16 protein-coding genes are annotated in these 18,064 nt (G+C 65.4%); 4 read left to right on the top strand and 12 right to left on the bottom strand.

The window, feature by feature from the left end; genetic code table 11:
• Positions 1-357: 357 nt before the first annotated feature.
• The 3 genes from PEM_RS02500 to PEM_RS02490 form a co-directional block, all read right to left on the bottom strand.
• Positions 358-972 (bottom strand): RluA family pseudouridine synthase, encoded by a 615-nt coding sequence (locus PEM_RS02500; RefSeq protein WP_111128987.1) that lies wholly within the window; start codon positions 970-972, stop codon positions 358-360.
• A 122-nt stretch (positions 973-1,094) separates the two neighbouring features.
• Complete coding sequence (locus PEM_RS02495) at positions 1,095-2,081, bottom strand: malate dehydrogenase (RefSeq protein WP_005415428.1); 987 nt, start codon at positions 2,079-2,081, stop codon at positions 1,095-1,097.
• 117 nt (positions 2,082-2,198) lie between these two features.
• Positions 2,199-2,690 carry a peptidylprolyl isomerase gene (locus PEM_RS02490; protein ID WP_005408225.1) on the bottom strand — a complete coding sequence of 164 codons (492 nt, stop codon included), beginning with the start codon at positions 2,688-2,690 and terminating at the stop codon, positions 2,199-2,201.
• A 272-nt stretch (positions 2,691-2,962) separates the two neighbouring features.
• On the opposite strand from PEM_RS02490, the gene typA reads away from it, so the two are divergent.
• The 3 genes from typA to PEM_RS02475 are packed head-to-tail and all read left to right on the top strand — an operon-like array spanning position 2,963 to position 6,953.
• Positions 2,963-4,810, top strand: a complete 1,848-nt coding sequence (gene typA / locus PEM_RS02485; RefSeq protein ID WP_005415427.1) for a translational GTPase TypA — start codon at positions 2,963-2,965, stop codon at positions 4,808-4,810.
• Positions 4,811-4,821: 11 nt separating this feature from the next.
• Positions 4,822-5,289: a DUF2127 domain-containing protein gene (locus PEM_RS02480; protein ID WP_005415426.1), complete on the top strand. Its 468-nt coding sequence runs from the start codon at positions 4,822-4,824 to the stop codon at positions 5,287-5,289.
• 41 nt (positions 5,290-5,330) lie between these two features.
• Complete coding sequence (locus tag PEM_RS02475; RefSeq protein ID WP_111128989.1) at positions 5,331-6,953, top strand: amidase; 1,623 nt, start codon at positions 5,331-5,333, stop codon at positions 6,951-6,953.
• Between the two features lie 27 nt (positions 6,954-6,980).
• Here the strand turns inward: PEM_RS02475 and PEM_RS02470 are convergent, their stop codons facing one another.
• A complete protein-coding gene (locus PEM_RS02470) occupies positions 6,981-8,168 on the bottom strand; it encodes a mechanosensitive ion channel family protein (protein ID WP_315974235.1) in 1,188 nt (395 codons plus the stop codon).
• Between the two features lie 675 nt (positions 8,169-8,843).
• Positions 8,844-10,235: a 3-deoxy-7-phosphoheptulonate synthase class II gene (locus PEM_RS02465; protein WP_053500150.1), complete on the bottom strand. Its 1,392-nt coding sequence runs from the start codon at positions 10,233-10,235 to the stop codon at positions 8,844-8,846.
• 223 nt (positions 10,236-10,458) lie between these two features.
• Here PEM_RS02465 and PEM_RS02460 point away from each other — a divergent pair, with 223 nt between their 5' ends.
• Positions 10,459-12,585, top strand: coding sequence for a TonB-dependent receptor (locus tag PEM_RS02460; protein WP_119706061.1), 2,127 nt, complete (start codon positions 10,459-10,461; stop codon positions 12,583-12,585).
• 63 nt (positions 12,586-12,648) lie between these two features.
• Here PEM_RS02460 and PEM_RS02455 read toward each other — a convergent pair whose 3' ends face one another.
• The 7 genes from PEM_RS02455 to secY form a co-directional block, all read right to left on the bottom strand.
• Positions 12,649-13,155, bottom strand: coding sequence for a disulfide bond formation protein B (locus tag PEM_RS02455; RefSeq protein ID WP_005415421.1), 507 nt, complete (start codon positions 13,153-13,155; stop codon positions 12,649-12,651).
• Positions 13,156-13,316: 161 nt separating this feature from the next.
• On the bottom strand, positions 13,317-13,700 hold the full coding sequence (rplQ, locus tag PEM_RS02450) for a 50S ribosomal protein L17 (RefSeq protein ID WP_005408217.1): 384 nt from the start codon (positions 13,698-13,700) through the stop codon (positions 13,317-13,319).
• Positions 13,701-13,890: 190 nt separating this feature from the next.
• Positions 13,891-14,889, bottom strand: coding sequence for a DNA-directed RNA polymerase subunit alpha (gene rpoA / locus PEM_RS02445; protein ID WP_005408216.1), 999 nt, complete (start codon positions 14,887-14,889; stop codon positions 13,891-13,893).
• A gap of 55 nt (positions 14,890-14,944) precedes the next feature.
• Positions 14,945-15,574 (bottom strand): 30S ribosomal protein S4, encoded by a 630-nt coding sequence (gene rpsD / locus PEM_RS02440; RefSeq protein ID WP_004145446.1) that lies wholly within the window; start codon positions 15,572-15,574, stop codon positions 14,945-14,947.
• 15 nt (positions 15,575-15,589) lie between these two features.
• Positions 15,590-15,979: a 30S ribosomal protein S11 gene (rpsK, locus tag PEM_RS02435; protein WP_004145443.1), complete on the bottom strand. Its 390-nt coding sequence runs from the start codon at positions 15,977-15,979 to the stop codon at positions 15,590-15,592.
• A gap of 11 nt (positions 15,980-15,990) precedes the next feature.
• Positions 15,991-16,347, bottom strand: a complete 357-nt coding sequence (gene rpsM, locus PEM_RS02430; protein ID WP_004154500.1) for a 30S ribosomal protein S13 — start codon at positions 16,345-16,347, stop codon at positions 15,991-15,993.
• 347 nt (positions 16,348-16,694) lie between these two features.
• Entirely contained in the window at positions 16,695-18,062 is a 1,368-nt protein-coding gene (secY, locus tag PEM_RS02425) for a preprotein translocase subunit SecY (RefSeq protein WP_005415420.1), read from the bottom strand.
• Between the last annotated feature and the right edge of the window lie 2 nt (positions 18,063-18,064).

The raw sequence follows: 18,064 nt of genomic DNA, 5'->3' as shown, positions 1-18,064 counted from the left end.
CGCGACCTCCGGCGTGACAGGCCAGCATTCTAACCAGCTGAACTACCGCTCCGCGTTGTTACTTTTTTGCTTTCAGCCGGCCTGGACCGGGGAGAAAACAAAGCCTCCAGCTTTTGGCCGGAGGCCTCGTTGAATGGCGGAGCGGACGGGACTCGAACCCGCGACCTCCGGCGTGACAGGCCAGCATCTACCGTGCCCGTCTCATGGAGGGGCCAGGCCCCTCCGTCAACACAGTTGCTACACGGACGTACTTGCGGCGGCCCCGCACTCCGACACCGTCCCGCCAACCCACGTATAGCCGGCTTTTGACATTGACGTTGATTCTGCGGGTGCAGGGCTGCAAGCCCTGCCGAATCCCTAGAACGGAGCCGCGGACTCGAACGCGAGCGCCTCGCCCGTCAGCGGATGCGTGAACCGCAGGCTGCGCGCATGCAGGTGCACGCGCTGCGCCGGTGCCGCGTCATACAGCACGTCGCCAACAATCGGATGGCCAATACTGGCCATGTGCAACCGCAGCTGATGGCTGCGGCCGGTGATCGGTTCCAACGCCACGCGCGTGCGCCGCGCTTCAACATCGCGCACCAGCACGCGCCAACGCGTCAGCGCCGGCTTGCCACGCTCATGGTCGACCATCTGCTTCGGCCGGTTCGGCCAGTCCACGATCAGCGGCAGGTCCACTTCACCGGCATCGCTTTCGATCACACCCTGCACGACGGCTTCATACCGCTTGCCAACCCGGCGCTGCTCGAACTGCATCGACAACGCCGCCTGCATGTCCTTGCCACGCGCATGCAGCAGCAGTCCGGAAGTCACCTGGTCCAGGCGGTGCACGGTCAACGCATCCGGGTACAGCGACTGCAGGCGCGCGACGACGCAGTCCTGGTTCTCGGCGCTGCGGCCGGGCACGGACAGCAGGCCGGCGGGCTTTTCAGCCACCAGCAGCGCGTCGTCGATGTAGTGCAGGTGGATCATGCGGTTCCAGGAATTCCAAATGAAAACGGGGAAGCCGAAGCCTCCCCGTTTTCTGCGTACCGACCAGCGGTCGGTACCTACCTTGATGCAAGACGTACCGACCGGAGCCGGTACCGCCTGCATCAGCCCAGCAGGTGGGCGACGCCGGCGCGCTCTTCTTCCAGCTCGGCCAGGGTCTTGTCGATGTACTTCTGGCTGAAGTCGTCGATCGGCAGATCCTTGACCAGGGTGTACTTGCCGTTCTCGGTGGTCACCGCGAAACCGAAGATCACGCCTTCCGGAATGCCGTAGGAACCGTCGGACGGCACGCCCATCGTGACCCACTTGCCGTTGCTGCCCAGCACCCAGTCACGCACGTGGTCGATGGCGGCATTGGCGGCCGAAGCGGCCGAGGACGAGCCACGGGCTTCGATGATCGCCGCGCCGCGCTTGCCGACGGTCGGGATGAACGTGTTGGCGTTCCACTCCTGGTCGTTGATCGCATCGGCGATCGAGGCGCCGTCGGCGGTGGCGAAACGGTAGTCCGGGTACATGGTCGGGCTGTGGTTGCCCCACACGACCAGCTTCTCCATGCCACCGACCGGCTTGCCGAGCTTGGCCGACAGCTGGCTCAGCGCGCGGTTGTGGTCCAGGCGCAGCATGGCGGTGAAGTTTTCCGGCTTCAGGTCCGGGGCCGACTTCATCGCGATGTAGGCGTTGGTGTTGGCCGGGTTGCCGACCACCAGCACCTTCACGTCGCGGCTGGCGACCTTGTTCAGCGCCGCGCCCTGGGCGGTGAAGATCTTGGCGTTTTCCAGCAGCAGGTCCTTGCGCTCCATGCCCGGGCCACGCGGACGTGCGCCGACCAGCAGAGCGATGTCGGCGTCCTTGAACGCGACTTCGGCGTCATCGGTGCCAACCATGCCGGCCAGCAGCGGGAACGCGCAGTCTTCCAGCTCCATCATCACGCCCTTCAGGGCGGCCTGGGCCTTGTCGACCGGCAGTTCCAGCAGCTGCAGGATGACCGGCTGGTCCTTGCCCAGCATTTCGCCGGAGGCGATGCGGAACAGCAGGGCATAACCGATCTGGCCGGCGGCGCCGGTCACGGCAACACGAACGGGTGCTTTCATGGGGGTTTCCTCTTGCTTGCAAGCGTTTGATGGGACGCCGCGGGCATGGCCACGCAGGCCGGGCGGGCGGCGGGGAACAGGGAAACGGCCACCCGTGGGTGGCCGTTTCGAAGGGGGTCAGGCGGCGAGGTGCTTGTTCCACTCCGCGACGCGGTCGGCCTGGGCGGCCAGCACGGCGTCGACGTCGCCTTCCAGGGTGATCGAATGGATCACGTCGCCCTGCTTGACCGAATCGACGATGGCCTGGCCTTCCAGGACCTTGCCGAAGACGGTGTGGCGGCCGTCCAGCCAATCGGTCTTGATGTGGGTGATGAAGAACTGGCTGCCGTTGGTGTTCGGGCCGGCGTTGGCCATCGACAGCGAGCCGACCTCGTGCTTCACGCCATTCTTCTCGTCTTCGAACTTGTAGCCCGGCCCGCCGGTGCCACGACCCTGCGGGCAGCCGCCCTGGATCATGAAGTCGGCGATCACGCGGTGGAAGATCAGGCCGTCATAGAAGCCGTGCTTGACCAGGTTCACGAAGTTGGCCACGGTCAGCGGCGCCTTGTCGGCGAAAAGCTCGACCTTGATCGGGCCCTGGGTGGTGTCGAAAGTGGCGATGAGGGACATGAAGATCCTTGGTGCAAAGGGGAATGCGTCTAGCCACCTAGTTTACACCTGCCTCGTGGCGGCGGTGCCTTCGACCATCGGTGGAGCCCCCGCCTTCAGCCAGCGGAAGGTGAGCCGGGGGCCCCGTCCTGGCGACCTCGGCCGAAGCGGCGGACAGCCAGCTGAATGGGCCGTTTGGCCGGCGTGAAATCCACCTTTTCGCGAATCGTCAAGTTCGACGTATAATGTTGGACTTCTTTTTCCAAATCCGGCGCCGACTGGCCCCCTTTCGTATGTCCATCGAAAATCTTCGCAACATCGCCATCGTCGCCCACGTCGACCATGGCAAGACCACCCTGGTCGACCAGCTGCTGAAGCAGTCCGGCACCCTGTCCGAGCGCACCGTCCTCGCCGAGCGCGTGATGGACAGCAACGACCAGGAAAAGGAACGCGGCATCACCATCCTGGCCAAGAACACCGCCATCACCTGGGAAGACAAGAAGACCGGCATCAAGAACCGGATCAACATCGTCGACACCCCCGGCCACGCCGACTTCGGCGGTGAGGTCGAGCGCGTGCTGTCGATGGTCGACACCGTGCTGATCCTGGTCGATGCGATGGACGGCCCGATGCCGCAGACCCGCTTCGTGACCCAGAAGGCCTTCGCGATGGGCTTCAAGCCGATCGTCGTGGTCAACAAGGTCGACCGTCCGGGCGCCCGTCCGGAGTGGGTGATCGACCAGGTCTTCGACCTGTTCGACAAGCTCGGTGCCACCAACGAGCAGCTGGATTTCCCGATCGTCTACGCCTCGGGCCTGAACGGCTACGCGGGCCTGGAAGACACCGTGCGCGACGGCGACATGACCCCGCTGTACGAAGCGATCATGCAGCACGCGCCGAAGCCGGAAGTGGACCCGGAAGGCCCGTTCCAGATGCGCATCAGCCAGCTGGACTACAACAACTTCGTGGGCGTGATCGGCATCGGCCGCATCCAGCGCGGCACCCTGAAGAAGAACATGCAGGTCGCGGTCATTGACCGTGAAGGCAAGAAGCGCAACGGCAAGGTGCTGCAGGTGCTGGGCTTCATGGGCCTGGAGCGCATCGAGCAGGATTCGGCCGAGGCCGGCGACATCGTGGCCATCTCCGGCATCCAGGAGCTGACCATCTCCGATACCATCTGCGCACCGGACTTCCCGGAAGCCCTGCCTGCGCTGACCGTCGACGAGCCGACCATCTCGATGACCTTCCAGGTGAACAATTCGCCGTTCGCCGGCAACAAGGACCTGTCCGGTGGCAAGTTCCTGACCAGCCGCCAGATCAAGGACCGCCTGGACCGTGAAAAGGTCCACAACGTGGCCCTGAAGGTCGAGCAGCTGGAAGACGCCGACAAGTTCCTGGTCTCCGGCCGTGGCGAACTGCACCTGTCGGTGCTGATCGAGAACATGCGCCGCGAAGGCTACGAGCTGGCTGTGTCGCGCCCGGAAGTGATCATCAAGGAAATCGACGGCCAGCTGATGGAGCCGATCGAGCAGCTGGTGGTGGACATCGAAGAAATCCACCAGGGCGGCGTGATGGAAAAGCTGGGCACCCGCAAGGGCCAGTTGAAGAACATGGAATCGGACGGCAAGGGCCGCGTGCGCCTGGAGTACCAGATCCCGGCCCGTGGCCTGATCGGCTTCCAGAACGAGTTCAAGACCCTGACCCAGGGTTCGGGCCTGCTGTTCCACGTGTTCGACCACTACGGCCCGAAGGAACAGGGCGCCATCGCCAAGCGCATCAACGGCGTGATGATCGCCAATGCGCCGGGCGTCACCCCGGCCTACTCGCTGGGTCCGCTGCAGGAACGCGGCAAGCTCTTCGCTGCCGAAGGCGACAACGTGTATGAAGGTCAGCTGGTCGGCATCCACTCCAAGGACAACGACCTGACCGTCAACGCGATCAAGACCAAGCCGCTGACCAACATGCGCGCTTCGGGCAAGGACGATGCGATCCAGCTGACCCCGGCGATCAAGTACTCGCTGGAACAGGCCCTGGACTTCATCGAAGACGACGAGCTGGTCGAGATCACCCCGAAGGAGATCCGCCTGCGCAAGAAGTTCCTGACCGAGAGCGACCGCAAGAAGGCTTCGCGCGGCGGCTGAGCCAGCACCCCGTGAACCAGAGCGGCTACAACCCGGATCCACACCGGCATCCGGGTCTGCACGTCATCGCCCTGCTCGAAGCGAGCAAGGCGATGCTGGCGCTGTTGGCCGCCACCGGGCTGGAAGTGCTCGGACCGCAGCCGCTTCGGCACGGCATCATGGTCCTGATCCGGCGTTTCAGCCTGGATCCGGACCATGGCACCCTGCCCTCGCTGCTGCATATGATCAGCCCCGACGCGGTCCACCTGGCCGCGGCGGGGATGATCGGCTACGGCCTGCTGCACCTGGTCGAAGCCTGGGGCCTGTGGCGGGCCAAGGCCTGGGCCTCCTGGCTGGGCTGCCTGACTGCCTCGCTGTACCTGCCCTTCGACATCTTCGCGATCATCCGCCACCCCGGCTGGCCGTCGTGGACGATCCTGGCGATCAACCTGATCGTGGTCTACGTTCTCGCCCGCGACCTGCGCAAGCGCCACCGCTGAGCACCGGCTACACTGGGGATTGGAGCCGACCAAGCCGCCCCATGCGCCCGTCCTTGCCGCCTCTGCTGACCTGCCTGCTCGCCGCGCTGCCTGCGCTGCTTTCGGCTGGCTGCAGCCCGGCCACGCCCAGCGCGCATGCGGCCGAACCTGCGAGCCGCAACGTGCCGTTCCCGTACGCTGAAACCGATGTTACCGACCTGCAGGCGCGGATGACCGCCGGTGAACTGGACAGCACCACCCTGACCCAGGCCTACCTGCAGCGCATCGCCGCCCTGGATCGGGCCGGCCCCCGCCTGCGCGCGGTGATCGAGCTCAACCCCGATGCCCTGAAGGAAGCCGCCGAACGCGACCGCGAGCGCCGCGATGGGCACCTGCGCGGACCGCTCCATGGCATCCCGGTACTGCTGAAGGACAACATCAACGCCGCACCGATGGCCACCAGTGCCGGCTCGCTGGCCCTGCAGGGGTTCCGCCCTGACGATGCGTATCTGGTGCGGCGCCTGCGCGAGGCCGGGGCCGTGGTGCTGGGCAAGACCAATCTCAGCGAATGGGCCAATTTCCGCGGCAACGATTCGGTGTCCGGCTGGAGCGCGCGCGGTGGCCAGACCCGCAATCCCTATCGCCTCAGCCACTCGCCTTGCGGCTCCAGCAGCGGCAGCGCGGTAGCGGTGGCCGCCAACCTGGCCAGCGTGGCGATCGGCACCGAAACCGACGGCAGCATCGTCTGCCCTGCGGCGATCAATGGCATCGTCGGCCTCAAGCCGACCGTCGGCCTGGTCAGCCGCGATGGCATCATCCCGATTTCCTTCAGCCAGGATACTGCGGGGCCGATGACACGCAGCGTCGCCGACGCTGCGGCCGTACTGACCGCAATTGCCGGCCGCGATGATGCCGACCCGGCCACCGCAACCATGCCCGGCCGTGCGGTGTACGACTACACCGCGCGGCTGGATCCGCAGGGACTGCGTGGCAAGCGCATCGGCCTGCTGCAGACGCCGCTGCTGAAGTACCGCGGCATGCCGCCACTGATCGAACACGCCGCCACCGAGCTGCGTCGGGCCGGTGCCGTCGTGGTGCCGGTGGAGCTGCCCAACCAGGGCGCCTGGGCCGACGCCGAACGCAAGGTGCTGCTGTACGAGTTCAAGGCCGGGCTGGAGCGTTACTTCAGCACCCACCGCGCTCCCCTGCACAGCCTGGCCGAATTGATCGCCTTCAACCAGGCGCACAGCAAGCAGGAGCTTGGCCTGTTCGGCCAGGAACTGCTGGTGGAGGCCGACGCCACCGCCGGCCTGGCTGACCCCGCCTACATCCGCGCACGCAGCGATGCGCGCCGGTTGGCGGGCCCGGAAGGCATCGATGCGGCCCTCGCCGCCCACCAGCTCGACGCCCTGGTCGCGCCGACCACCGGCGTTGCGTGGCCGATCCGCAGCGAAGGCGACGACTTCCCCGGCGAGAGCTACAGTGCCGCCGCCGTCGCCGGCTATCCCAGCCTCAGCGTGCCGATGGGCCAGATCGATGGCCTGCCGGTCGGCCTGCTGTTCATGGGCACCGCCTGGAGCGAACCGAAGCTGATCGAAATGGCGTACGCCTACGAACAGCGCACCCGCGCGCGGCGGCCACCGCACTTCGGCACCGACACGCTGATCGACGCCGGCGAGCCTTGATCCGGTAGTGCCGGCCGCTGGCCGGCGCTACCGTTCGGGTTCCGGCTCCATCGGCACGATTGCCGCCTCACCGTCTTCAGCCCCCGGCGAACGCACATCTGCAGTACGTGCGCGTGGACCACGCGGCATGTCCAGCTCGTCAGCATGCTGCAGCCGCGCACGCAGCTGCGGCAGCGAGTGCGGATGCTCACGCGCGAGGAAATCGAGCATGCGCTCGCGTACCAGGCAACGCAGGTCGAACGCGTCGCCGGAGCTGCGCGCACTCACCAGCAGGCGCACCTGGATCGCGCGCTCGCTGGTTTCGGTCACCTGGGTCACGCAGACCCGGCCATCCCACAACGCTTCGCCCCGGCAGATGCGCTCCAGTTCAGCACGGATCGCCGCAATCGGGGCACGATAATCCAGCCACAGGAAGGCTGTGCCGAGCAGGTCAGCGCTACGCCGCGTCCAGTTCTGGAAGGGGTTCTCGATGAACCAGGTCAACGGCACCACCATCCTCCGCTCGTCCCAGATGCGTACCACCACGTAGCTGCTGCCGATCTCCTCGATGCGTCCCCACTCGCCCTCGACGATCACCACATCGTCCAGCCGGATCGGCTGGGTCACTGCAATCTGCAGGCCAGCGATCAGGTTGCCGAACACTGGCTTTGCGGCGATACCGGCCACCAGGCCGATGAGGCCCGCCGAGGCCAGCAGCGCGGTGCCGATCTTCTGCACCATGGGAAAGGTCAACAGCACCAGCGAAGCACCCAGCACGATGATGCCGCCCATCAGCACTCGGCTGAGCACCCGCGTCTGGGTCTGGATGCGGCGCGCTTCCAGATTATCGGAGACATCGATGGGATGGCTGCGCAGGATGGCCCGCTCACCCGCTGCCACTGCGCGTACCAGCAACCAGATGAAGCAGGCGGTCAGTGCGATATGCAGCACCCGTTGCAGGTTGCCCAGAAGGGGATCCTGCAGCGGCGTGGCCTGCAACGCAGGAATCAACAGCAGCAGCGGCCATGCGGTGGCCATTGGCAGCCCGAGCACACGCCCGATGCGCGCGCGCCGCCGATCACGCCCTTTCAGCCGATGATAGATCCACAGGATCAGCCACGCGCCGATACCGCCCACCACCACGGCCAATCCCAACGGCCATGCGTAGGCCTGTGCGCTCTGCCAGTGCACCCTTGTCACCTCCAGTCGAACCGCCAAGTGGACAGCCTCGCGCATGGCACATGAGCGTCACGTCAGTCGTTTGTAAGGAGGGTGTTGGTCGGCAGGGCTTGCAGCCCTGCACCTGCGGTAGTGCCGGCCGCTGGCCGGCAACCTCAACAGCAACAGCCGAAGCAGAAGCGGGTTTGCTGTGGGATGGCGGGGTGGGTCCGGTTGCGGGGGGCGCTGCAAGTACCCCTCCGGGGCCCGGCCCAGCCGCTGGCGGCTGTGCGTTCGGGCGCTTGCGAAGCAGTGCTTCGCAAGCAAAGCGCCCTCACCCATGTAAGCTCGGTCGCCGCATCCATGCGGCTCACGCCCCCGCAACCGGACCCACCCCGCCTACGACAGATCTCCGCGATCTGCAGTAGATCCACGCCATGCGTGGATGAATCTCCATCGGAATCGAATATTTCGAATTGGATTCCAAAAGCATCCACGCATGGCGTGGATCTACCGTGTCGACCAAGGTCGACACCTACCAGCAGCCGAGTGAACCTGTCGAAGGTGGGGCGGTGTCGGGGTGCGGGGTGTCAGCCGCATGGATGCGGCTGCCAAGCCTACAAGGACGTACTTGCGGCGTCCCCGCACTCCGACACCGTCCCGCCAACCCACGGATAGCCCGCTTTTGACGTTGACGTTGACGTTGCTCTGGCTCGTAGCAGGTGCAGGGCTGCAAGCCCTGCCGAAATATCCTTACCGCACTTGCTCCTGCTTGCGCACGATCGCCATCGCGATCTCCAGCGACTGCTCGTAGTTCAACCGCGGGTCCACCGTCGAACGATACGCACGCTCCAGGTCGCGCTCGGTCAGTTCGCGCGCGCCGCCGATGCACTCGGTCACGTCCTCGCCGGTCAGTTCCAGGTGCACACCGCCCAGGCGCGTACCGGCGGCCGCATGCAGATCGAACGACATCTCCACCTCGCCACGCACGTTGTCGAAGCGGCGTGTCTTGAAACCGTTGGCGGTGCTTTCGGTATTGCCATGCATCGCATCGCACACCCACAGCACGCGGCGACCATCACGCTTGACCGCGTCCAGCAGCGGCGGCAGTTTCTCGGCGATCTGCGTCGCGCCCATCCGATGGATGAAGCTCAGGCGGCCCGGCTCGTCATGGGGGTTGAGCACATCGATCAGGCGCAGCAGCTGGTCCGGCGTCACCGACGGGCCCACCTTGATCGCAATCGGATTGCGCACGCCACGCAGGTACTCCACGTGCGCGCCATCGAGCGCGGCCGTGCGCATGCCGATCCACGGGTAATGCGTGCTCAGGTTCAACCAGCCCTGCTGGCGCGGCACCTGGCGGGTCAACGCCTGCTCGTAGGGCAGCAGCAGGGCTTCGTGCGAAGTGTAGAAGTCGATGCGGTTGAGGTTGTGCACGCGGGCCCCGGCCAGGGTCTCCATGAAGTGCACCGCATCGCCGATCGAGGCCACCATCTTCTGGTACTCGGCCGCCAGCGGCGAGTGGCTTACCCACTCCAGGTTCCAGTATTCGGGGTGGTGCAGGTCGGCGAAACCGCCGTCGATCAGCGCACGCACGAAGTTCATCGTCATCGCCGAATGCGCGTGGGCCTGCAGCATCCGCTTCGGGTCCGGCAGGCGTGCTGCCTCGGTGAAGGCCGGCGCGTTGATCACATCGCCGCGGTAGCTGGGCAGGGTCACGCCGTCGCGGGTCTCGGTGTCGGCCGAGCGCGGCTTGGCGTACTGGCCGGCGAAGCGGCCCACGCGGATCACCGGCTGGCGCAGGCCGTGCACCAGCACCAGGCTCATCTGCAGCAACACCTTCAATCGGTTGGAAATGGTGCCCGATTCGCAGTCGCTGAAATTCTCGGCACAGTCGCCGCCCTGCAGCAGGAAGCGCTTGCCTTCCTGGGCCTCGGCCAGCTGCTGCTTCAACGCCAGGATCTCCCACGAGGTGACCAGCGGCGGCAGCCGCTTCAGCTCGTGCAGAGCGGCGTCCAACGCCACCGGGTCCGGGTAGGTCGGCATCTGCAGCGCGGTCTTGCCACGCCAGCTCTCCGGCGACCAGGCAGCGCCAGCGGTGGTCGCGTCGGAATCGGAGGCGGGCGGAACGGCGGACAGGCTCATTGCAGACTTCCGGGGTGGGGGGGGCGGTCATGGTCGCAGAGCCAGCCGCTGACGCAAAGGCCCACACCCACCGCCCCGGCCACCTGAACGGCAGGGAAAGGCCAGCGCCAGCAGCCAGATCCAGCATGGTCAGCCGCACGGGACAGGCGCATGATTTGTTACGGAGTAACACTTCCACGTCATGGACCGGCCCCTTCCACGCCCAGCCGCCCCCTCTCTCACCATGAAGCCCTCACCCCTCGCTACCGGCATTGCCTTCGCCCTGGCCTTGGCCAGCCTGCCCGCCTTCGCCGCAACGACCGACGACACCTCTTCCTCCGTCAAGGATCTGGACGCAGTCACCGTCCACGCCCAGCTCGACCAGGCCCGCAACGCGCTGTCGCCGGACATCGGCAGCAGCCAGTACCAGATCACCGCCGAGGACATCCAGAAGCAGCCGCTGGGTGCCTCCGCGCCGCTCAGCCTGGTACTGCTGCAGGCCCCGGGCGTGGTCCAGGATTCCTATGGCGGCGTGCACGTGCGCGGCGACCACGCCAATCTGCAGTACCGCATCAATGGCGTGCTGTTGCCCGAATCGATCTCCGGCTTCGGCCAGACACTGGATGCCCGCACCATCAAGAGCATCCGCCTGATGGATGGCGCGCTGCCGGCGCAGTTCGGCGAGCGCACCGCTGCAGTGATCGACATCACCACCCGCAATGGCGCCGAGCTCGGCAATGGCGGCAGCGCCGGTCTGACCGCAGGCTCGTTCGGCAAGATCAATCCGAATGCCTCGTGGTGGGGCAACCAGGGGCGATGGAGCTGGTTCCTGACTGGCAACTACGACCAGAACGAGGTTGGCCTGGAGAACCCGACCCGCTCGCGCAAGCCGCTGCACGACGACACCCACCAAGGCAAAGCGTTCGCTGACCTCACCTACCTGGTCAACGAGAACACGCGCCTGAGCGTGTTCGCCGGCTTCGCCAACAACCGCTTCCAGATCCCGGTCAACCCCGGGCAGACCCCGCAGTTCGGTTACCTGGACACCACCACCTTCGACTCCAGCCAGCTGGATGAAACCCAGCGCGAAACCACCCGCTTCGGCATGCTGGTGCTGCAGGGCGCGCTGGGCAGCACCGCCTACCAGCTGTCCGCCGGGCAGCGCTACAGCGATGTGGCGTTCAACCCGGATGTCATCGGCGACCTGGTATTCAGTGGCGTCGCCTCGCAGGTGCAGCGCAGCAACCGCGCCAACACGCTGCAGGCCGATTTCTCCACCCCGCTGGGCAACGACCACACGCTGCGCTATGGCCTGTACGGCAACTACGAGAACGCGCGGGCCAGCAACAGCAGCTGGGTGTTCCCGGTCGATGACGCCGGCCAGCAGTCCAGCACCACGCCGCTGCTGATACCTGACCGCAGTGCCTTCCATGCCAGCACGCTGGGGTTGTACGTGCAGGATGAATGGAAGATCGGCGACGACTGGACCGTCAACTACGGCCTGCGCGGCGATCGCTACAAGGCCTTTGGCCACACCGAGGGCCAGCTCAGCCCCCGCGTGGGCGTGGCCTGGAATGCCAGCGACAGCACCACCGTGCATGCCGGCTATTCGCGTTACTTCACGCCGCCGGCCAGTGAGCTGATCGCCAGCAGCGATATCGCGCTGTACGACGGCACCACCAACCAGCAGCCGAGCGGCGGCAACAACACGCCACTGGCCGAGCGCAGTGACTACTACGACATCGGCGTATCGCATCAGCTGGGCGAACACCTGACCCTGGGCTTGGACGCGTACGACCGCCGTGTTGCGCGCCTGCAGGACGAAGGCCAGTTTGGTGCCGCCTACATCTATTCGACGTTCAACTACCGCCGCGGCCATATCCGTGGCCTGGAGTTCAGCGCCGACTACAGCAACGGTCCGTTCAGCGCTTACGTCAACGCGGCGTACAACAAGGCGATCGGCACCCAGGTCATCACCAGCCAGTACAACCTCGATCCAGAGGCGCTGGCCTATGTGGCCAACCACTGGATCCACCTCGACCACGACCAGAAGCTGACCTCATCGGGCGGCTTCAGCTACGCCTTCGCCGGCCACAACCGGGTCGGCGCCAACTACGTGTTCGGTAGCGGCCTGCGTTCGGACATCGAGGGCGTGCCCAACGGCGGCGAGCTGCCATCCTACCTGCAGGTGAACCTCAGCGCCGGGCACGATTTCAATGCCGACAGCGGGCATCCGCTGCACGTGCAACTGGCCGTGATCAACGCATTGGATCGCAGCTACCAGCTGCGCGATGGCGGCGGTGTTGGCGTGTTCGCGCCGCAGTGGGGGCCGCGCCGTGGCGCCTACCTGAGCCTGCAGCAGGATTTCTGAGGACGCCAGGGTGCCTGGGGTCGGACCCCTTTCCGCAGGAGAGGGCTCCGACCCCGCCTTAGTTCAGCGCTTGACCTTGCGCAGCGACACCACCAGCGCCCACAGCGCCAGCAGCACGAACCACACGCCCGACCACATCGGCATGGTCAGGCCCAGGAACGTCCAGTCGATATTGCCGCAGTTGCCGGTACCGGTCAGCACCGTGCGGAACACTTCCAGCGGCCCCATGGTCTCGCGCAGGAAGCTCAGCGGCGGGCCGCAGGTCGCCCCCATCTCCGGTGGCAGCATCTGCACGTAGACGTGGCGCGCAGCGATGCCTACGCCGACCGCGGCGGCAATGAAAGCGAGCACGCCGTAGGTTGCCCGGCCAGGACGGTTGGAGGGCCCGTGCAGTGCACCGATCAGGAACAGCAGGCCCAGCGCGGCGAACGCCAGCCGCTGGAAGATGCACAGCGGGCACGGCTCCAGGCCCATCTTCAGCTGCAGGAAGATCGCGTAGCCCAGCAGGCCGGCGCAGATCAGGAAGCCCAGGAAGAACTGGGCGCGGAAGGGCCAGCGCAGTGGATTCATCGTCAACGCTCGAATGGATCAGGCGCCAAGCGTAACCGAGAGTGCATGCCATTCGAACCGCCACAGGTGACGCCTGTCGGAACGGTGCGGGTCAGATCCCGCAGAAACGCAAAAGCCCGGCAGAGGCCGGGCTTTCGCTGTGTCGCATTGGAGCGGTCCGATTACTCGGCCACTTCCTCGGCCACGACCGGACGGTCAACCAGCTCGACGTAGGCCATCGGCGCGTTGTCGCCAGCGCGGAAGCCGCACTTCAGCAGGCGCAGGTAGCCGCCCGGACGGTTCGCGTAGCGCGGGCCCAGGATGGTGAACAGGTTGCCCACGGCTTCGTTGTCGCGCAGGCGGGCGAAAGCCAGACGGCGGTTGGCGACGGAGTCGACCTTGGCCAGGGTGATCAGCGGCTCGGCAACGCGGCGCAGTTCCTTGGCCTTCGGCAGGGTGGTCTTGATCAGCTCGTGCTTGAACAGCGAGGCGGCCATGTTCTTGAACATCGCTTCGCGGTGGGCGCTGGTACGGCTGAACTTACGGCCAGACTTCTGGTGACGCATGGTGATATTCCTTGGTTAATGATGAGGCTGTGCGGATCGTTGTCGCCATCCTGGCGTTGCTGCGCGGACTGCGGATGGTCCTGGCCGCCCGTCCTGGACGACCTGCCCGCGAACCTGCGGTTCGTCGTGGCATGGTGTGGTGCGTTGAAGGCCCCACCGCGAACGGTGGAGCCTTCAGGCATTGCCGATATCAGCCCAGCATGCCGTGGCTGGCGACGCCGGCCGGCGGCCAGTTCTCCAGCTTCATGCCGAGCGACAGGCCGCGCTGAGCCAGCACTTCCTTGATCTCGGTGAGCGACTTCTTGCCCAGGTTCGGGGTCTTCAGCAGCTCCACTTCGGTCTTCTGGATCAGATCGCCGATGTAGTAGATGCTTTCAGCCTTCAGGCAGTTGGCCGAACGCACGGTCAGCTCCAGATCGTCGATCGGGCGCAGCAGCACCGGATCCACGCCGTTGTTGGCCGGCTTGGCCGCACCGCGGTCGCGGTGGGTGAAGTCACCGAACACCGACAGCTGGTCGCTGAGGATGTCGGCGGCGGTGCGCACGGCTTCCTCGGCATCGATGGTGCCGTTGGTCTCGATATCGATGACCAGCTTGTCCAGGTCGGTGCGCTGTTCGACACGCGCCGCTTCCACGGCATAGGCGACACGGCGGACCGGCGAGAACGAGGCATCCAGGACCAGGCGGCCGATGGCACGGGTTTCTTCGTCCGGACGACGACGCGCGGCAGCCGGCTGGTAGCCGAAACCACGTTCGATCTTCAGACGCATGTTGATCGCCGTATCCTTGGTCAGGTGGCAGATCACATGGTCGCCGTTCAGGATCTCCACATTGTGGTCGACCTTGATGTCGGCAGCGGTGACAACGCCCGGGCCCTGCTTGGACAGGGACAGGGTGGCGCTGTCGCCGGAGTGCATACGGATGGCCACATCCTTCAGGTTGAGCAGGACTTCGAGGACGTCCTCCTGCAGACCTTCGACCGTGGTGTACTCATGCAACACGCCGTCGATTTCGACTTCCGTGATGGCGAAGCCCGGGATGGACGACAGCAGCACGCGACGCAGGGCGTTGCCCAGCGTATGCCCGTAACCCCGCTCCAAAGGTTCGATAACGACCTTTGCACGGGTGTCGGTAAGGCGTTCGATCTGCGGACCGCGAGGACGCAGAACCTGGTTGGCGGTAACCGTCATGTTGCGGGTTCTCCTAGTGAACCCCCGGCCGTCGCCGGGGGCTCTCCAATGTGAATTACTTCGAATACAGCTCGACGATCAGCGCTTCGTTGATGTCCGCAGGCAGATCCGAACGATCCGGAACAGCCTTGAAGATGCCGGTGAACTTGCCGGAATCCACTTCAACCCACGACGGGCTCAGGTCATGCTGGGCGGCGACGGTCAGGGCTTCCTGGACGCGCAGCTGCTTGGCAGCCTTTTCGGACAGAGCGATGGCGTCGCCAGCCTTGACCTGGTACGAAGCCAGGTTGACCGACTTGCCATTCACGGTGACGCCGCGGTGCGACACCAGCTGACGGGCAGCCGGACGGGTCACGGCGAAGCCCATGCGGTAGACGACGTTGTCCAGGCGGGTTTCCAGCAGCTGCAGCAGGTTCTCGCCGGTGTTGCCCTTCTTGGTCGAGGCCTTCTTGTAGTAGTTGCGGAACTGACGCTCCAGCAGGCCGTAGATACGCTTGACCTTCTGCTTTTCACGCAGCTGGGTGGCGTAGTCGGACAGCTTGCCCTTGCGGGCAGTGGCGCCGTGCTGGCCGGGCTTCTGCTCCAGCTTGCACTTGGAGTCCAGCGCACGCGCCGGGCTCTTCAGGGACAGGTCGGCGCCTTCGCGGCGGGCGAGCTTACAGGTAGGACCGATATAACGAGCCATTTCTTATCGCTCCCTTTAGACGCGACGCTTCTTCGGCGGACGGCACCCGTTGTGCGGGATGGGCGTCACGTCGATGATGTTGGTGATCTTGTAGCCGACGTTGTTCAGCGAACGCACGGCCGACTCACGGCCCGGACCCGGGCCCTTGATGCGGACTTCCAGCGACTTCACGCCGTAGTCCAGCGCAGCACGACCGGCCTTTTCAGCAGCCACCTGGGCAGCGAACGGGGTCGACTTGCGCGAACCGCGGAAGCCAGCGCCACCGGAGGTCGCCCACGACAGAGCGTTGCCCTGGCGGTCGGTGATGGTGACGATGGTGTTGTTGAACGAAGCGTGGACGTGGGCAACGCCGTCGGTGACGACGCGCTTGATCTTCTTCTTGGTCTTAGCAGCGGGCTTAGCCATTTCTCAGTCCCTTACTTCTTGATCGCCTTGCGCGGACCCTTGCGGGTGCGGGCGTTGGTACGGGTGCGCTGGCCACGCAGCGGGAGGCCACGACGGTGACGCAGGCCGCGGTAGCAGCCCAGGTCCATCAGGCGCTTGATCGCGATGCCGATCTCACGGCGCAGATCGCCTTCCACGATGTACTTGCCGACTTCGGCGCGCAGGCGCTCGATTTCCGGCTCCGACAGATCGCGGATCTTGGTGGTCGAAGCAACGCCTGCGACTTCGCAGACCTTCTTCGAACGGGTACGGCCGATGCCGTAAATGCTTTGCAACCCGACCCAGACGTGCTTCTGGGCTGGCAGGTTGACGCCTGCAATACGCGCCATGACGCGGTTCTCCAGCTGAGTGATGGCCGACAGCGCGCCTCGGGCACGCCAATCCGGCAGGATGGATCAAAAAAGTGAACTAGCGATACTAACAAGGTTCCGGTTTACATGGAAGCCCGTGAAACCATTGGTTTCATGAACCCGGCCTGGGGAGTGTGCCCAGGCTCCGGCGCCGGATGGGGTTGGACCTGGGGTTTCCCCCGGGGCCGCCCGCGCTACTCCAGCGCGGGACCACCTCATCACACCCCCACCCGGAACCGCTGCGGGGGCCGCCCTTCGTTTGTGTGGCCGGAGTCCGCGAAGCGGAGGGACCATCACGTCAGGAAGACGAAAGTATAACAGGCCTATCAGCCGCGGGCAAAACCGCCGCGGTTGCCGCCCTTCAGGTTGGCCTTCTTCAGCAGGCTCTCGTACTGGTGGGACATCAGGTGTGCCTGCACCTGGGCGATGAAGTCCATCACCACCACCACCACGATCAGCAGCGACGTGCCACCGAAGTAGAACGAGGCATTCAGCTGCGTGCGCATCAGTTCCGGCAGCAGGCAGACGATCACCAGGTAGGCCGAGCCGGCCGCGGTCAGGCGGGTCAGCACGCCGTCGATGTAGTCGGCGGTGGCCTTGCCCGGACGGATGCCCGGAATCAAAGCGCCCGACTTCTTCAGGTTGTCGGCGGTTTCCTGCGAATTGAACACCAGCGCGGTATAGAAGAACGCGAAACCGGTGATCAGCGCAGCGAACACGATCATGTGCAGCGGCTCGCCCGGGCCCAGGGCATTGGCGACCTTCTGCAGGACCTGGCCGAAGCTGCTCTGGTTGGCAGCCTGGCCGGACCACATGGCCAGGGTGGCCGGGAAGGCCAGCAGGCTCGAGGCGAAGATCGCCGGGATGACGCCGGCCATGTTGAGCTTCAGCGGCAGGAACGAGGTCTGGTTCATGTACGCGTTGCGACCGCCCTGGCGGCGCGCGTAATTGACCGTGATCCGGCGCTGGCCACGCTCCACGAACACCACGAAGAAGGTGAAGGCGAGTACGACGATGGCGATCAGCAGGAGCTGGATGAACTGGATGTTGCCGTCGCGGTAGGCGTCGAAAGTGTGGATGACCGCACCCGGCAGACCGGCGACGATACCGGCGAAGATGATCAGCGACACGCCGTTGCCGATACCGCGTTCGGTGACCTGCTCACCGACCCACATCAGGAACATGGTGCCGGCAGTCAGTGCGACCACCGCGGTGAGCACGAAGCCCATGCCGGGGGCGTACACGACCGGAGCGCCCGACGGCGAAACCTGGCCCTGCAGGGCCAGCGCGATCGAACCGCCCTGCACCACTGCCAGCAGCACGGCGCCGATGCGCGAATACTGGGTGATCTTGCGGCGGCCGGACTCACCTTCCTTCTGCATCGCCTTCAGGGCGGGGAAGATGTGCACGGCCAGCTGCATCACGATCGATGCCGAGATGTACGGCATCACGTTCAGCGCAAAGATGCTGAAACGGTGCAGGGCGCCGCCCGAGAACATGTTGAACATGTCCACGATGCCGCCGCCCTGCTGTTGCATCATGGCAAGCATGGCATCGGGATTGACGCCCGGCACCGGCACGTAGCAGCCGATGCGATAGACGATCAAAGCCCCGACGACGAACAGCAAACGTTGGCGAAGTTCAGTGAACTTGCCCATTCCGCCCGCGAGGTTACCGATGCCAGCTTGCGCCATGA

The sequence above is a fragment of the Stenotrophomonas sp. Pemsol genome (assembly GCF_003586545.1).
In the GTDB taxonomy this organism is placed as follows: domain Bacteria; phylum Pseudomonadota; class Gammaproteobacteria; order Xanthomonadales; family Xanthomonadaceae; genus Stenotrophomonas; species Stenotrophomonas sepilia.
Note: the sequence above shows the minus strand (reverse complement) of the source record. Positions and strands in the feature narration are given on the sequence as shown.